12 protein-coding genes and 1 pseudogene are annotated in these 15,030 nt (G+C 69.0%); 4 read left to right on the forward strand and 9 right to left on the reverse strand.

Going from position 1 to position 15,030, the window contains the following annotated elements:
- Nucleotides 1-76 precede the first annotated feature (76 nt).
- The 4 genes and pseudogenes from EL340_RS08440 to EL340_RS08455 all read right to left on the reverse strand — a co-directional run bounded on the left by EL340_RS08440 (nt 77) and on the right by EL340_RS08455 (nt 6,297).
- The gene (locus EL340_RS08440) at nt 77-1,435 is read right to left on the reverse strand and encodes a PAS domain-containing protein (RefSeq protein WP_126414234.1); all 1,359 of its coding nucleotides are present in this window, start codon (nt 1,433-1,435) and stop codon (nt 77-79) included.
- A 938-nt stretch (nt 1,436-2,373) separates the two neighbouring features.
- The gene (locus EL340_RS08445) at nt 2,374-3,366 is read right to left on the reverse strand and encodes an arsenic resistance protein (protein WP_408608542.1); all 993 of its coding nucleotides are present in this window, start codon (nt 3,364-3,366) and stop codon (nt 2,374-2,376) included.
- Nucleotides 3,367-3,473: 107 nt separating this feature from the next.
- Nucleotides 3,474-4,541, reverse strand: coding sequence for an LLM class flavin-dependent oxidoreductase (locus EL340_RS08450; RefSeq protein WP_126414235.1), 1,068 nt, complete (start codon nt 4,539-4,541; stop codon nt 3,474-3,476).
- Nucleotides 4,542-4,769: 228 nt separating this feature from the next.
- A pseudogene (locus EL340_RS08455) lies at nt 4,770-6,297 on the reverse strand (glutamine synthetase family protein).
- A 219-nt stretch (nt 6,298-6,516) separates the two neighbouring features.
- On the opposite strand from EL340_RS08455, the gene EL340_RS08460 reads away from it, so the two are divergent.
- The 3 genes from EL340_RS08460 to EL340_RS08470 are packed head-to-tail and all read left to right on the forward strand — an operon-like array spanning nt 6,517 to nt 9,020.
- Nucleotides 6,517-6,858, forward strand: a complete 342-nt coding sequence (locus EL340_RS08460; protein WP_232022950.1) for a PadR family transcriptional regulator — start codon at nt 6,517-6,519, stop codon at nt 6,856-6,858.
- A gap of 6 nt (nt 6,859-6,864) precedes the next feature.
- Nucleotides 6,865-7,848: a hypothetical protein gene (locus EL340_RS08465; RefSeq protein WP_126414237.1), complete on the forward strand. Its 984-nt coding sequence runs from the start codon at nt 6,865-6,867 to the stop codon at nt 7,846-7,848.
- Between the two features lie 53 nt (nt 7,849-7,901).
- A complete protein-coding gene (locus EL340_RS08470; protein ID WP_126414238.1) occupies nt 7,902-9,020 on the forward strand; it encodes a hypothetical protein in 1,119 nt (372 codons plus the stop codon).
- Here the strand turns inward: EL340_RS08470 and EL340_RS08475 are convergent.
- The 4 genes from EL340_RS08475 to EL340_RS08490 all read right to left on the reverse strand — a co-directional run bounded on the left by EL340_RS08475 (nt 8,917) and on the right by EL340_RS08490 (nt 13,587).
- Nucleotides 8,917-10,641 (reverse strand): MDR family MFS transporter, encoded by a 1,725-nt coding sequence (locus tag EL340_RS08475; RefSeq protein ID WP_126414239.1) that lies wholly within the window; start codon nt 10,639-10,641, stop codon nt 8,917-8,919. The genes EL340_RS08470 and EL340_RS08475 overlap by 104 nt on opposite strands.
- Nucleotides 10,642-10,711: 70 nt before the next feature.
- On the reverse strand, nt 10,712-11,437 hold the full coding sequence (locus tag EL340_RS08480; protein ID WP_126414240.1) for a TetR/AcrR family transcriptional regulator: 726 nt from the start codon (nt 11,435-11,437) through the stop codon (nt 10,712-10,714).
- A 284-nt stretch (nt 11,438-11,721) separates the two neighbouring features.
- A complete protein-coding gene (locus EL340_RS08485) occupies nt 11,722-12,108 on the reverse strand; it encodes a VOC family protein (RefSeq protein WP_126414241.1) in 387 nt (128 codons plus the stop codon).
- A gap of 39 nt (nt 12,109-12,147) precedes the next feature.
- Nucleotides 12,148-13,587, reverse strand: coding sequence for a dihydrolipoyl dehydrogenase family protein (locus EL340_RS08490; protein WP_126414242.1), 1,440 nt, complete (start codon nt 13,585-13,587; stop codon nt 12,148-12,150).
- 280 nt (nt 13,588-13,867) lie between these two features.
- Here EL340_RS08490 and EL340_RS08500 point away from each other — a divergent pair, with 280 nt between their 5' ends.
- Nucleotides 13,868-14,173 (forward strand): helix-turn-helix domain-containing protein, encoded by a 306-nt coding sequence (locus EL340_RS08500; protein WP_126414244.1) that lies wholly within the window; start codon nt 13,868-13,870, stop codon nt 14,171-14,173.
- 54 nt (nt 14,174-14,227) lie between these two features.
- On the opposite strand, the gene EL340_RS08505 is transcribed toward EL340_RS08500, so the two are convergent.
- On the reverse strand, nt 14,228-15,025 hold the full coding sequence (locus EL340_RS08505; protein ID WP_126414245.1) for a sulfite exporter TauE/SafE family protein: 798 nt from the start codon (nt 15,023-15,025) through the stop codon (nt 14,228-14,230).
- Nucleotides 15,026-15,030: the final 5 nt, after the last annotated feature.

Below are 15,030 nucleotides of genomic sequence, written 5' to 3' on the forward strand. Positions count from 1 at the left end.
CTCCTTCAGTGTCTTAGCCATCCCGTGCCGACCCGTGCCGACCCGCGGTACGCCCAGGTCCTTCGGTCCCCAGGTATCAGCGCGGGGCGACGGCACTGGCGGCCGCTGTGAAGGAGGACAGGGCTCCGCGCAGGTCGGCGGCGCCGTCGGCGACGTTGATGGCCTGGCAGCGGGCGGCGAGATCATCGAGCTCGGCCAGGCGATGACCGACGGACTCGACCACGCCGGAGGCGGCCGCGGACAGCTCGGCCGCGGCGGCGGGCAGGGCGGGGTCGGTCGAGGCGGGTGAACCGGTCCACAGCATGAGGAGCTGGTTGGGAATCGTCATCATGCGGCTGGCCTCGCCGATGTAGGCGACCGCCTGAGCCGCGAGCGTGTGGTGCGCGTGGGCCTGGCGCTCCATCTCGGCGATACCGTCGTTGAGGGACTCGATGAGGTCGGGGATGGCCTCGGCCGAGTACTGCGGGTCGCCGACGCCGTCGATGAGCTCAACGGTGAACAGCGAGGTGATGGTGGCGTGCAGGCGGGCCAGGGCGATGCGGAAACGGGTCCGGGCGCCGTTGGTGTCGAGCTGGGCCAGGGTGTCGACGAGCCGGGCGACCAGCGGCCTGACGAGTCCCTGCATCTGGATCCACAGGTCCAGCAGGTCGGCCAGGGGCTTGACCCGGGGGTCGGAACGGTCCAGGGCGGCGATCCGCTCGGGGCTCAGGCGCGGGTCCTCCAGGGTCCGGGTCAGGCCCTTGCCTGCGGCCTTGAGCGAGGCGGACAGCTCGGCGAGCTGCTGCTGGCCGGCCATCCAGGAGTCGAGTCCGGCGGCGATGGTGGTGACCGAGTCGAGCATGACGCGCAGGTTCCCGGTGGCTCCGGGGCGCACCGGGATGCCCTCGGAGAGCTGCTCGCGACGCGCCACCTCCGCGGGCAGGGCCGCGTTCTGGAACTCCTCGTAGGAGGACAGGCCCGCTCCGGCCAGCAGCTCGGCGATGCGACCGAGCCCCTGCTCGGCCGCCGCCCGGCGGTTGGCGCCGTTGGTGATGGCCCGGTCCTCGACGGCCCGGGCATCACGGTAGATGGCGCAGGCGGTGTCGAACAGGTCGGTGCACACCGGTCGGGTACGCACCGAGAGGTAGCCGCCGTCGGACAGCGGGGTGACGGTGGCGAAGACGTCGTACTCGCTGCCGTCGGCGGCGAGGTTGCGTACGTAGGCGGCGAAGGGGCTGCCGGTCTTGAGGGTGTCCCACATGGCCTTGAAGGCGCCGCCGGGCATCTCCGGGTGGCGGATGATGTTGTGCGGGGCGCCGGAGAGCTCGTCGCGTCGGTACCGGGAGAGCTCGATGAACACGTTGCTGGAGTGGCGGATGACGCCGCGCGCGTCAGTGGTGGAGAAGAAGAGCTGGTCCACGCCCACCTCGTGGGTGGCTCCGGTGACCTGTGGCATAGTCAAGTGCTCCTTGAAGAGATCGGGGCGCGACGGCGGCCGGCGTGGCGAGACGGGTGATCCTCGCCTTCCGCCCGCTGATTGACGGTTGGACGGCTGAACAATACACCCCGTTTCAGAGACGGGATCTGAAAATTCGCCGTAACTGACCGACTACACGGACATTCCACCCATTCGCCCGAGATGTGCATCTTTTCACTGATCACAACACGACATCTCACGACAGCATCTCAAGATCCCCGGCCATGTTCCCACACAGCACCGCTCCAGAGGCCGCAACCAACAGTAATGAACGCCGAGAAGCGGCGGCCGCGCAACCCGGAGGAAAAACAGTAGAGCCGCTTATACGTATAAAAACGCCGCGAGAGATGGCATCAACAGTGTCACGCTAAAACCTTACGCAGACAATCTCATGAAAACAGAACAAATACATCGAGTGACTTCCCAGGAAACTCTCAGTTATATTGAAGTGCACCCACAGGGGCGGCGGGTTACATTGTGTCCGCCGCCGGACGGAACTGGTCGCGAGGGTTGGGGAGCCCAGTGACCGATCAGTTTTCGAGGCCGCTCGGGTTGATAGGGAGCCCGATGCGAGCCGCTCCGGCGAAGGAGGGTGAGTCCCCCTGGAGTTATGGGAATCCAGGGCGATGCCACCCTCAACGACAGGGGTCTGTGGGACCCGGACTGATATCCGGGCCCACAGACCACGTCGCCACCGGACAGGTTCACCGCCGTCTTCACCACCGTCCCGACATCATGAGGCAATCTCATCCCCATACCGTCGCGTCGCTCCTTTTCGTTCCCTGACCGCACCGGCCGATCAAGACGACGTCGAGGCGATGTCAAGGCAATATCGGCACGCCCTCGATCTGTATAACCTTCCCCGGCCCGTCAGAGGGAAGAAGCTTGCGCGTCCCCCAAAGCGCCTGCGTTCCGGTTTATCGGATGAAGCGGGGCAGCAGGCGTACGCCGACCACCATGACGATGAGTTCCACCAGGGTCTGAGTGACGACGACGATCGGCGCTATTCCCATGGAATCGGGAAGAGCCAGGGCGAGCGGGAGAACCACCAGCGAGTTGCGGGTGGTCGCGGAGAAGGCCAGGGCCACGCGCTCCCGGCGCCCCTGGCGAGCCAGGCGTCCGACGACGTCGCCGGCCACCGGCATGAGGACGGCGAAGGCCACGAAGAGAGGAACCACTCGGGCCACGACGTCGGGACGGGAGACGACCTGGGGAACCTGCGAGGCGACGACGAGCCCCAGGGTCGCCATCATGAGCGGAACCATGAGGGACGTCGCCGTCGTAGCAACCACCCTGGAGCAGCGTGCCATCACGGCCGACCCCTCGGTCGCCCGCTGAGTCAGCACTGACAGGCCCAGCGGCAGCGCGATCATGACGAGGAAGGCCTGCGCAAAGGGCCACCAGCTGATGCCACCGCTGTGAGACCCCGGCGAGCCGGTGGCGAGCGCGATCCACAAGGGCAGGACGAGGACCTGGACGACCATGAGCACCGGCGAGGCCGCCAGGGTGCGCGACCAGGCGCCACCGGCCAGGCGGGTGAAGACCATGACGTAGTCGACGCAGGGCGCCAGGAGCACCAGGAGGGTGCCGACCAGCAGGCCCGGCTCATCGGCCACCAGCCGGGACAGGGGCAGCACCACCGCCGGCACGACGAGGAAGTTGACCACCAGGAGCGCCGCCATGAACCGGGCGTCGGCGAAGGCGGCCCGCAGGCGGGTGAAGGGCACGCCGAGGAAGGTGGCGTAGAGCAGTGCGGCCAGGACCGGAGTGATCGCCGCCTCAAGGGCTCCTCGCGCCGCGGGCGCCGCCAGTCCCACTGCGGCTCCACCCGCGAGCGCACTCAGGTAGAGGGCCACCTGATGGCGCTCCATCCAGGCGACCACGCGCGGCGCCTCGTCAGAACTGCCCATGATGACACCGTATCGCGGTCGGCCGGAGGGCTCCGGCCGACCGCGACGGTCAGTGGGGCGACGGCGACCCGGTGACGAGGCGCCGGGGCGCGACCGTCGTCGGGCGGCTAGTCCTCCAGGGAGTAGCCCGTCACCGGGCCGGAGGTGTTGGGCTGCCAGCCCAGCGCCGGGGCGACGTGCTCGGCGAAGGCCTGGAGGATGTGGAGGTTGAAGTCCACGCCGAGCTGGCTGGGGATGGTGAGCATGACGGTGTCGGCGGCGTGGAGCGCCTCGTCCTGGGCCAGCTGCTCGATGAGGACGTCGGGCTCGGCGGCGTAGGTGCGTCCGAAGGTCGACTGCAGGCCGTCGATGATGCCGATCTGGTCGTGGGAGTCCTCGCCGCGCAGGGCGAAGAACTTGCGGTCGACGTCGGAGACGATCGGGAAGATGGAGCGCGAGACGCTCACGCGCGGGGCCCAGTCGTGGCCGGCCTCCTTCCAGGTCTCGCGGTAGCGGCGGATCTGCTCGGCCTGGAGGTGGGAGAAGCCCTCGCCGGTGGCCTCGGTCAGGAGGGTCGAGCTCATGAGGTTCAGGCCCTGGCGAGCCGTCCACTCGGCGGTCTCACGCGAGCCGGCGCCCCACCAGATACGACGGTCCACGCCGGGGGCGTGCGGCTCGATGCGCAGGCGGGAGCTCGCGCCGGGGGCCATGCCGCCGGAGGTGTCGAGGTCGGCCTGCGGGACGCCCCGGACGGCGTCGAGGAACTGGGTGGTGTGGGCGCGGGCTACGTCGGCTCCGCGCGGGTCGGCGCTGCCGACGTAGCCGAAGGTCTCCCAGCCGCGTCGGGCCTGCTCCGGGGAGCCGCGGGAGATGCCGATGGCGATGCGCTGATCGGTGAGCAGGTCGAGGGCGGCGACCTCCTCGGCCAGGTAGAGCGGGTTCTCGTAGCGCATGTCGATGACGCCGGTACCGACCTCGATGCGCTTGGTGCGGGCGCCGGCCGCGGAGAGCAGCGGGATGGGGGCGGCGGCCTGGCGGGCGTAGTGGTGGACGCGCCAGTAGGCGCCGTTGACGCCGATCTCGTCGGCGCCGACCGCGATCTCGACGGCGTCCTTGAGCGCCTGGCCGGCGTCGGGGTCGCCTGGGCCGCGACCGTGTCCATAGTGTCCGAAGCTGAGGAACCCGAATGCTTTCATGCAATCTTCAACTACGAGAGTTCTCGGATCATTCCATTCGGCCGAGCGAGCCGCGTCACCTCCGGGAGACTTTTACCCGGGCGCCCAGAACCAAGCACCACCATCTCAGGGCCACTACCTGTGCAGATGCCGCGAGACTCGAGAGGAGCACTTCAGGCGACCACCTAAAAGTCGCCATTCGTGACAGATTGGGTCGCCTTCCCGATCAGCAGCCTGCCCCGACTGCACTCAGCCGACGTGGAAGTACCGGGCCACCAGGTCCTCGACCTGAATCCGGGCATCGGCGATCTCCTCACGCAGGTCGGCGTCACCCAGGGCCACGAGCCCGGCGGCCCAGGAGTCGATGAGCGCCGGCGGGAAGACCCCGAGGTCCTCGTAGTCCTCGCGCTGGGCGAGCAGGCGCTCGGCCGCCTGGGCGCAGGAGACCGGCAGCTGGTCGAGTCCCTCGACCTTGGAGGCGTCCCCGCTGACGTAGTGCTCGCCCGCGTACTCCAGCATGCCCGGCCCGGTCAGCCCGATCCTCGCCGCGACGGTGATCCCGGCCAGCAGCAGGTGGATGGCGGCACTGCCGTCCGGGGAGCGCAGCTCCACGGTCTGGGAGTCGCCCGGCAGCTCGCCCACGGGCTCGGCACCGGGGTTGGCGTCGCGGAACATGCGGTCGTCGAGGTTCTGCCAGCCCAGCGGCACCCGCACGAGGACCGAGCGGTTGCGGTCGCCCCAGCAGATCGCTGTCGGCGCCTCCTGGTGGGGCACCAGCCGCAGGAAGGAGACGGGCACGGTGTTGCCGAAGGCAGTCAGTGAGGCAGCGTGGGACAGGTAGCCGCCGATGACGCGGCGGGCGGCATCGGTCAGGGAGGAGCCGTCGGAGAACTGGTTGACGCCGTCCTTCATGAGGCGGGTGTGGAAGTGCATGCCGGAGCCGGCCTGGCCGACGGCGATCTTCGGGGAGAAGGAGGCCTCGATGCCGTGGGCGTGGGCGACCTCGCGCACCACCCACTTGGCCAGGACCATCTGGTCGGCGGCCCGGGAGACGTCGGTGGGCAGGAACTCGATCTCCTGCTGGACGATCTGGCGCCCGTCGGCCACGAAGTTGCCGACCTCGGCGTGGGCGTACTTGACCGCGCAGCCCATGCGCACCAGGTGGCCGAGCGCCTCGCTGCGGACCTTCGACCACTTCGAGAAGGGGGGAGGCCTCGTGGTAGCCGCGCTGCTCCTCGACGCCGAAGAGCTCGTCGACCTCGGAGAAGAGGTAGTACTCAAGCTCGCCCAGCGCCTCGAGCCGGCAGCCGGTCTCGGCCTCAAGGGCCTCCTGGGCGCGGCGCAGGACCTGCTGCGGGGCGCTGGCCATCGGGTTGCCCTCGACGTCGTAGAAGCCGCACATGATGTCCAGGGTGGGCCGGTCGGTGAAGGGGTTGAGGTAGGCGGTGCGCAGCTGCGGGACCACGTAGAGGTCGGAGCTGGTGGCCTCGACGACGTCGAACAGGGAGGACCCGTCGACCCGCTCCCCCATGGTGAGGATCCGGTCCAGGTGCGCGGCGGACTGGATCGCGAAGTTCAGCTCCTTGAGCCGCCCGTCTCCGCCGACGTAGCGCAGGTTGAGCATCGTGATGCCCTGCTCGGCGACGAAGCGGATGATGTCGGCGCGCGTGAAGTCCTCGGCCGGCTTGCCCAGGGCCTGGACCAAGGGGTTCGGGTTGAGTGCGACCGTGTCGGTGGACAGCGCGGCGGAAGGCACGGGGGTGTGCTCGGACGGCATGGAGGCTCCTCTGGGGAAGGGCGGACGAGTCGCGGCCGCCGCGGGCTCGCACGACGACGACGTCGGACCGGCGGCGGGGCGGCCCTGATTCTGTCAGGAAGGCCTGACCCGCACCAGCCCCGCGAAAACCGGGTAAACCACGACGGCGGGACAGCGGAACGCCTCAAACAGATATGCCCTCAACAGACATACTCCTGAATCGGGCATATACTCATCCTCATGTCACTGTCCTCGTCTGCCTTCTGGATCCTCACCTCACTGGCGAACGGTCGCCGGCACGGCTACCAGATCCTGCGCGAGGCGGCGCTGATCTCCGACGGCACCGCCCGACTGAAGCCGACCACCCTGTACGCGACCCTCGAGCGCCTGGAGGCCAAGGACCTCATCCACGCCGACGGCCAGGAGGTCGTGGACGGAAGGGTGAGGCGCTACTACCGCATCACCGATACCGGCATCGACCTGCTGACTGCCGAGACGCAGGCGCTGGAGCGCTCCGCGAGGGCCGCTCGGGCCAGTCTGAGCGCCGCGCGCCCCGGCCGCAGAACGCGCGTTGGGCGGTGACCTGAGATGGTGGAGGAGCAGCACTACCGACGTCTCATCCGGTGGTACCCGAGGAGCTGGCGGGCGCGTCACGGCGAGGCCCTGCTCGGCGTCATGCTGGACGAGGCCGAGGCCGTAGGGCGCAGCCGCCCCTCGACCGGCCAGCGTTGGTCGGCCTTCGTCCACGGGATGGGGACCAGGCTGGGAGCGTGGGCCGCTCTGTGGTGCGGTGTGGCCGGCATCCTGCTGAGCCTGGCCGGTCTCGCCTGCTTCTTCATCGCGGCCGTCATGGAGAGCGGGCAGGACAATGACACGGTCTTCAGCTGGCTGTATACGGCCCTGTCGATCATGCCCGGGGCCTTGGTAGTCCCCGGCTACCTGGGACTGGTACGTGAGCGCGGCCTGCTGCCGGCGCCTCACGCCTTCGTCGCGGCAGTGGTGGCGGCCCTGACCTGCGTGGTGGCGACGGTGGCGTACTTCGCGTGGACGGTCGCCTTCGAGGCCGCCGACGCCGGCGCTCCCGTTCCGCTCCTCGGCCGACTGAGCACACCCCTGCTGGTGGCCTGCGGCATCGTGGGGACGATCGCCGTGGCGGTCATCGTCGACGGCGTCCTGAGCATCACGACACGGATGCACGCGGTGCCCCGCGCTGCGATCGCCACCGTCACGGGGATTCCCGCAGGGGCGGGGACCATCCTCATCATGTGGATTCCGGCCTCGATCTTCGGCGCCTCCGCTGTGCTCATCATCCTGTCCCTCATCATCAGACGGCCAGGACGCCGGCGGCCACCAGCACCAACGGTATTGCGCCCCTCCCACCCTCCTCTTCATGCCGGCGTTCCGGAGCACCCGGGATCGCGAGCCCCTCAGGCGGAGAACCGGACCTCCGGCGGCCCTCCTCCCGCCCCTGCCCAGGACGCCGTCGGCCATGCGGAAAGCACCATGGGTGGCCGTTTCGGGCCCGGATTGGCCGCCGCACAGCTCTGTGGTGCGGCATTCTGGCGGTCGTAACCTACATCGGCTCGATATCTTTCGTATTCGTCGCGGCTCTTCTGCCCAGATGGATGGGAGACTCCCCGTTCTTCATCCAGACCGCGCTGTCCTGCCTGGTCGGTTTCCTCCTGTCCGTCGGTCTCATCAGTCTTCTACGCGAGAGGGCCGCGGTGGCCCCGCGGCATGCCGCGTACGCTGTCCTCTTCTCAGTACTCGTACTGATCTCCAGCGAGGCCCTCGCCGTCCTGGGTGTGGTCGACTCGATCAACGTGGGCTCAGGCACCCTACCCCAGTGGAGCTACCACGCCGAGATGGCGCTTTTCATCATCGGCTGGACCCTGGGGGCAACCACGATCGGAGTGCTCATCGACGGCCTGTCCGCCTGCCGGAGGATGGAGCCCGGGCTGCGCGCCGTCGTCGGGCTCGTCATCGGAGCACTGGTCTTTCCCCCGTTCTGGGGCCTCATCCTGCTCCTGGGATGGGTGAACCTCCCCGGGGCCATCGGACTCATCATCATGAGTGCCGTCGGACGGTCCGCACCTGGCCGCCGTCCGGGGGCGCCACCGGCCAGGCCCCGCTCAGACCCCCGAGCAGCCAGTGTGCTCTCCGAGCGGAGGATCGCGTGGATACGGCTCCTCACGGTGAGCGCCATCGTGCTCGGGGCAGGCGCGATCGCCTGGGCGGTCGCGGACCGGGCGGCAGGCGCCGCGGGTGCGCACCTCGCCTTCACCCCCCTGCTGGCGGCGATAGCGCTGTGGGTCTCGGGAAGGTTCCCCTCGTCGGCTGTGAGCACGTGGGGGTCGGCGGCCCTGGCCTGGGCCTCCACGCTCGGCTTCGCAGCCATTGCCTGGTGGCATCCATGGCGCGAGGCACTCCGGGTCGAGAGTATCTCCGTTCTGTGCGCTGGTGCAGCACTCGCCTGGGTGGTGTTCACCTGGCTCCCCCGGGGCAGAGTCCTGCGAGTCCTGGCGGGCACAGGCGCCGGGTTGATCTACGTGATCACCCTGGTGTCCACGCTGGCCTCCCTGAAGGATTTCCTTCTCTTCGCCTTCGTACCGGTGCTGACAACCCCCGTCTACGGCCTCATCATTCTGCGTCGGCCGCCGAGCCCTGCGCCTCCGGCTCCCGCTCCGGTGACTCCTCCACCGGGTCGGGCTCCTGCGGCGTCGACTCACCGACCTCAGCCTTGACCTCGGCCTCACCCTCGGCCTCGGCGACCTGCTCCATCCCCGTCTTCTGGGACAGGGGAACCTCCGGCAGGAACAGGGCGATGACGGAGGTGGCCACGAACAGGGGGATCATCCAGGCGAAGATCGGCAGAAGGGCATCGGCGTAGGAGCCAGCGACGACGTCGCGCAGGGCAGCGGGCAGCTGGCTCACCAGGGCCGGGGTGAGCGAGGAGGTGTCCGCCTCACGGAACTGGCTGAGCGAGGCGAGCACACTGGGGTCGGCGCTGCGGGCCAGCTCCCCGATCCGCTCGGTGAGGTTGGAGGTGAGGCCGGAGGAGAAGGCAGCACCGATGAGCGAGGCCCCCAGAGACACCCCGACCTCGCGGAAGAAGTTGTTGCCGCTGGTGGCCGTTCCCAGGTGCCGGGCCTCGATGGCGTTCTGCACCACGGTGACCAGGAGCTGGAAGAACATGCCGATGCCCACGCCCATGACGAAGGTGGAGGCCGAGACCTCCCAGACGGGCGACGTCGTCGACAGGCGCGAGAGCCAGAAGGAGGCGCCGGCGGCGACCAGCGGCCCTAGGACCGGGTAGATCTTGTAGCGGTCGGTGCGCGAGACGAGGACGCCGGAGAGGATCGAGGAGAGGAGCATCCCGATCGTGATGGGCACCAGGAGCAGGCCGGAGGCGGTGGCCGAGTACCCGTAGACCATCTGCAGGTAGGTGGGCAGGTAGCTCAGGACGCCGATCATCCCGCCCATGGCGAGCATGCCCACCACGGTGGAGACGATGAAGGTGCGGTTGGTCAGGATCGACCAGGGCAGGATCGGGTCGACGGCACGCGTCTCGACCAGGCCGAACAGCCCCCAGCAGACGAGGCCGACGACGCCCAGGCCGATGATGACGGGGCTGGTCCACTCGTACTGATTGCCTCCCCAGGTGGCCATCAGGACGATGGCGACGGCCCCGGCGTTCATGAGCGCGAGCCCCCACCAGTCGATGGGGCTGGTCAGGCGGCTGCTGGGCAGGCGCAGGACCAGGGCGATGGCGATGAAGGCGAGAATGCCCAGCGGCAGGTTGATCCAGAAGGTCCAGCGCCAGGAGACGGAGTCGGTCAGCCAGCCGCCGATGATGGGGCCCAGGATGGAGGCGATGCCGAACATGGCGCCCATGGGGGCCATGTAGGTGCCGCGCACGCGCGGCGGGATGAGGTCTCCGGTGATCGCCTGGGAGGAGATCATGAGGCCGCCGCCGCCAAGACCCTGGATGAAGCGGTAGAGGATGAGCTGAGTCATCGTGGTCGCGGTGCCGCACAGGGCCGAGCCGATCAGGAACAGGGCGATGGCCGTCAGGAAGAGGTTCTTGCGACCCACGAGGTCACCGAGCTTGCCGTAGACCGGCATGGCCACGGTGATGGCCAGGGTGTAGGCGGTCAGGATCCAGGCCATGTGGGCGGCGCCGCCGAGGTCGCCCACGATGGTGGGCAGGGCGGTGCCGACGATCGTCTGGTCCATGGCGGACAGGAACATGACGACCAGGAGCGAGGCGTAGACCGCCCAGAAGCGGCGGTCGGGGTGGAAGTCGGCTCCCGGTTCGTGGACGGCGGTGCCGGTGGGTGCCGGCGTCGTAGCGCTTTGAGTCACGGATACGGCCTTTACAGGTGAGGTAGGTGGATAAGGCTGGTAAGAGAGGCTGATGCGGCGGTGCGCGCGGCTAGCCCGGCGAGTCCGATGGCGGCGGCACGCCGGCCGCGCCAGCAACGACGGAGGCCGGGCCGCTGGGCGAGGCCTGCGCGACGACGTCGGCGATGGCGCGGGTCATGGCGTGGACGGCGTCGGTCAGCCGGGCCTCGGGACAACCGCCCGGTACGGCGGGAGTCCCGGGAGACTCGGCGGGCTCCCGGCCGTCCTCATCCCAGGGGTGCGTGCGCCCGGACCACAGGTCCATGGCACTGCGCTGGATGGCCATGGCCAGGGCGACGACGGCGCGGATGCGCGGGTCACCGGGACTGGTTCCCAGGCGGCGGCAGGCGGCGTCGGCCAAGGAGTCGGCGGTGGCACGCAGGCGCTCGTGGATGGCGTGCTCGACCTCGGGGTTGTCCCGCACGATCTCCGGGAAGGCCAGGAGCCAGCCGCGCTCGGAGTCGATGACCTCGGTGCCGGAGGCGAGCAGGGCACCCAGGTCCTCCAGGAGGGTTCCGGTGCCGTTGACGAAGGCCTCGACGGCCTCAGGTGCGGGCGCCTCTGGGCCGACGACGAGGAGGTCGGCCTTGGAGGAGAAGTGGTTGAAGACGGTGCGCCGGGAGACACCGGCGAGGGAGGCGACGTCGTCGACCGTCATGGCGGCGTAGCCGCGCTCCCGGACCAGGGTGAGAGCGGCAGCGCGGATGGCGGCGCGGGTGCGCTGCACATGGGAGGCGCGTAGGTCGGTTCCGGTCACACACCCATCTTGCACTCAGTGCATCATTGCACTCAATGCAGAGATACGCGAGGTTCCTCACGAACACCTCCCCAGCACCCGAACGTATCTCTGGAACACCAGGACTCGACGCTAATCACCCCGATCAGCTGCTCGATGTCCAAATCTGCAGCAAAGGCTCCAGTCAGGCACCGATCGACGAAGAGAAACCGCTTGATTCCGCGGTTCATCCGTCAGGCCAAGAGGTAGTGGTGGCTCTTTGTTACAGATTTGGACACGGACCCGCTACCGGACTCGAGCGCGCCTCAACGGGTCTCGTAGACGGCGAGCTCAATGAGGTTCTGGTCGGGGTCGCGCACGTAGATGCTGCGGATGGGGCCGCGAGCGCCTGTCCGGTCGACGGGACCGAGCTCGACAGGAACCGCCTCGGAGGCGAGATGCGCGAGGATCTCGTCGATGGCGCCGTCGACGACGAGGCACAGGTCCGCGCTTCCGGGGGCGGGCCGCGCGGCGTGCGGGGAGATCGGGTCGTCCGCGGCGTGGAGGTTGATCTTCTGGTCCCCGAGCCGCAGTGCCGTGCGCCCGTGGCCGAAGGTCACCACCTCCATGCCCAGGGCCCGCGAGTAGAAGTCGATGCTCGCCTCGATGGAGCGGACGGTCAGAACGACGTGGTCGATACCGGTGATACGCACGCACCGATTGTCCCTCAGTCACGCCCTGGGACCTCGACGTCACCCCTTACCGGGACGGTGAAGGACCTCGCTGGGAAGGGACTCGATGAGTCGCAGCCAGATCTCGCTGGCCGTGGGGTAGGCGGGTACGGCGTGGCGCAGCCGGCGGACTGGAACGCCGGCGGTGATGGCGATGGTGGCGGCGTGGATGAGCTCGCCCGCACCGGGGCCGACGAAGGTTGCCCCCAGGATGGCACCGGTCTGGCGGTCGACGACCAGCTTGGCCTCACCGTGGGCGTCGTCGCGTAGGAGCGCCGCACCGGCGGCCGAGGTGTAACCGACTTGGGCGGTGACGACGTCGTACCCGGCGTCGCGAGCCCGCTGCTCGGTCAGGCCACTGGCGGCGACCTGGGGGTCGGTGAAGACGACCTGGGGGACGGGAACGTCCTCGACCACCGGCTCAGGCTCACGGCAGGCCGCGAGGGCGGCGATGCGCTCCCCCACGACGCGCGCCCGGTACTTGCCCATGTGGGTCAGCTGCGCTTCCCCACTGGCGTCGCCGACGGCGTAGAGCCAGTCGGGCAGGCGACCGGCCAGGACGTCGTCGGGCGCAAGGCCGACGGTCTCCAGGCCGATGCCGTCCAGGAGGGGGCGGCGGCCGGTGGCGATGAGGATCTCGTCGGCCTCGATGCTTCGGCCGGCGCAGGTGACCGTCACGGTGCCGCCGTGGATGCGGCCGAGCCCGGTGTCGCGCGCCTGCACCCGTTCGGCGCCGGCCACCTGGGCGTCGGTGATGACGGTGACGCCGCGGGCCGCCAGCGCCTCCTCGACGATCTGCGAGGCGAAGACCTCGGCGCCCGACAGGAGACGGGGGCCGCGCACCAGCATGGTGACGTCGCTACCCAGGGCGGACATCCAGGTGGCGGCCTCACAGGCGACGACCCCGCCGCCGATGATGATGAGCCGCCGCGGGATCTCCTGCACGCCGGTGGCGTCGCGCGACCCCCAGGCCTCGAGGCCCTGGAGAGGCGCGGGCACGACGGGCTGCGCTCCGGTGGCCAGCACGACGGCGCGCCGGGCCTGAAGCACGCGCTCACCCTCGGGGGTCTGGACGGCGACCCGCCGAGGACCCGCCAGGCGCGCCCATCCACGGACGACGTCGATGCCTGCGCTCTCGGCCCAGCACACCTGTCCGGAGTCGTCGTACCGGGAGACCCACTCGTCTCGGCGCGCGAGCAGATCCGGTGCGGACAGCTCGGCGGGGCGCAGCCCGCCGAGGTGCGCGGAGGCCGCCGCGACCTCGATGGGCAGGAGGAGGGCCTTGCTGGGCATGCAGGCGTAGTAGGAGCACTCACCGCCCAGAAGCTCCCCCTCGACGAGGACTGCGGTCAGGTCGGTGCCCTCGGTGGCGTACTGGGCGACGTTCTCCCCCGCCGGCCCGCCACCTATGACGACGACGTCGTAGGTGCTGGTCTGCTCGGATGCCGACTCGTTGCTCATGCCACCGATGCTGCCAGACAACAGGTAGACGTACCGAGCGCACTCCGCTCTTAGACCCTGCAGGTGCTAAGATGTCGGCGTGCGGAGTGTTGACATCGAGCTGGTTGCAGCGTGGCTGGCTTCACTGGACAGCAGCTCACAGGCGCAGGTGGTCGCGGCCATCGAGTTGCTGGAAGAACAAGGACCTCACCTCGGCCGCCCCCTGAGACAAGCAAAACATCCCCATAGCCGATGACTTGTTCGACAAGCACTTGCACGCACTGAGAGGAGAGTAGCCACAATGCCCATGACAATTACAGAGTTCTTAGACACCCACCCGGTGAGCCGAGACCAGATCGAGGCCCACAAAGAGCGCATGCGCACCGAGATCCGCGCATACCGCTTACGCGAGCTGCGCGAGCAGGCCGGACTCACTCAAGCACAGTTAGCGGATCGCATCGGAGTCGGTCAGCGGCAGGTCTCAAAGATCGAACGCGGCGACCTTGACGACTCGAAGATCGGCACTATCCGCAGATACCTGGAGGCGGTTGGTGGGGACCTGGCGATTGAGTATGTGACAGGCGATCAGCGAGTTCAAGTGGCTTAGTAAACACACGGATTTAGTAGCGGCAACGCGTCTTATCCTTCATTCACAGTGTCTTCAGGCGGTCAGGAGGTCGTAGGCGGTCACGGCACACACGCCCAGGAGCAGGACGCCGAAGACGGTCGTCAGCGTCGCCGCCGAGGCCCGCTTCGTCAACGGACCACCGAGGAGCCCGCCCGCCATCGAGGCCGCGGCGAAGACCAGGACCACGGGCCAGTCCACGTTCGAGTGCGTCCCCACCCGCGCCACCAGGCCGGCCGCGGAGGCGATAATCATGACCAGCAACGAGGTCCCAGAAGCCTCCTTCATCGGGAAACCCAGAGCCAGCACGAGCATCGGCACAACGATGAACCCGCCACCGACCCCGAAGAAGCCGGTGAGGAACCCGGTGAAGGTCGCCGCGCCCGCGATGACCAGCAGGCCGCGCCGGGCCGCCCCTCCCCCTCCGTCGCAGCCGTCGCAGCCGTCACCGCCGCCGTCAGCGCCCCTGCGCGAGCGCAGCCCGCGCACGAGCATGATCACGCCCACGACGGCCAGCATCGCGCTGAACAGGGTCAGCAGGACGGTGCCGTTCACGGCCACGGAGGCCTGGGATCCCACGAGGGCGCCGAGCACGCTCATGAGCCCAAAGGTCAGCCCATCGCGCCAGTGCACCCGACCGGCCCGGGCCGGGGCGATGAGGGAGACGATCGCGGTCAGCCCCACCACCACGAGGGAGCCGGCGGAGGCGTCGTGCGGATCCTGTCCCAGCAGGTAGACCAGGGCGGGCACCGACAGGATGCCGCCACCCGCCCCCAGGGCGCCGACGACGACGCCAACCAGCACCCCGACAGCCAGGGCGGTGAGCACAGACACGTTCC

This window comes from Actinomyces viscosus, assembly GCF_900637975.1.
GTDB classification, from domain to species: Bacteria; Actinomycetota; Actinomycetes; order Actinomycetales; family Actinomycetaceae; genus Actinomyces; species Actinomyces viscosus.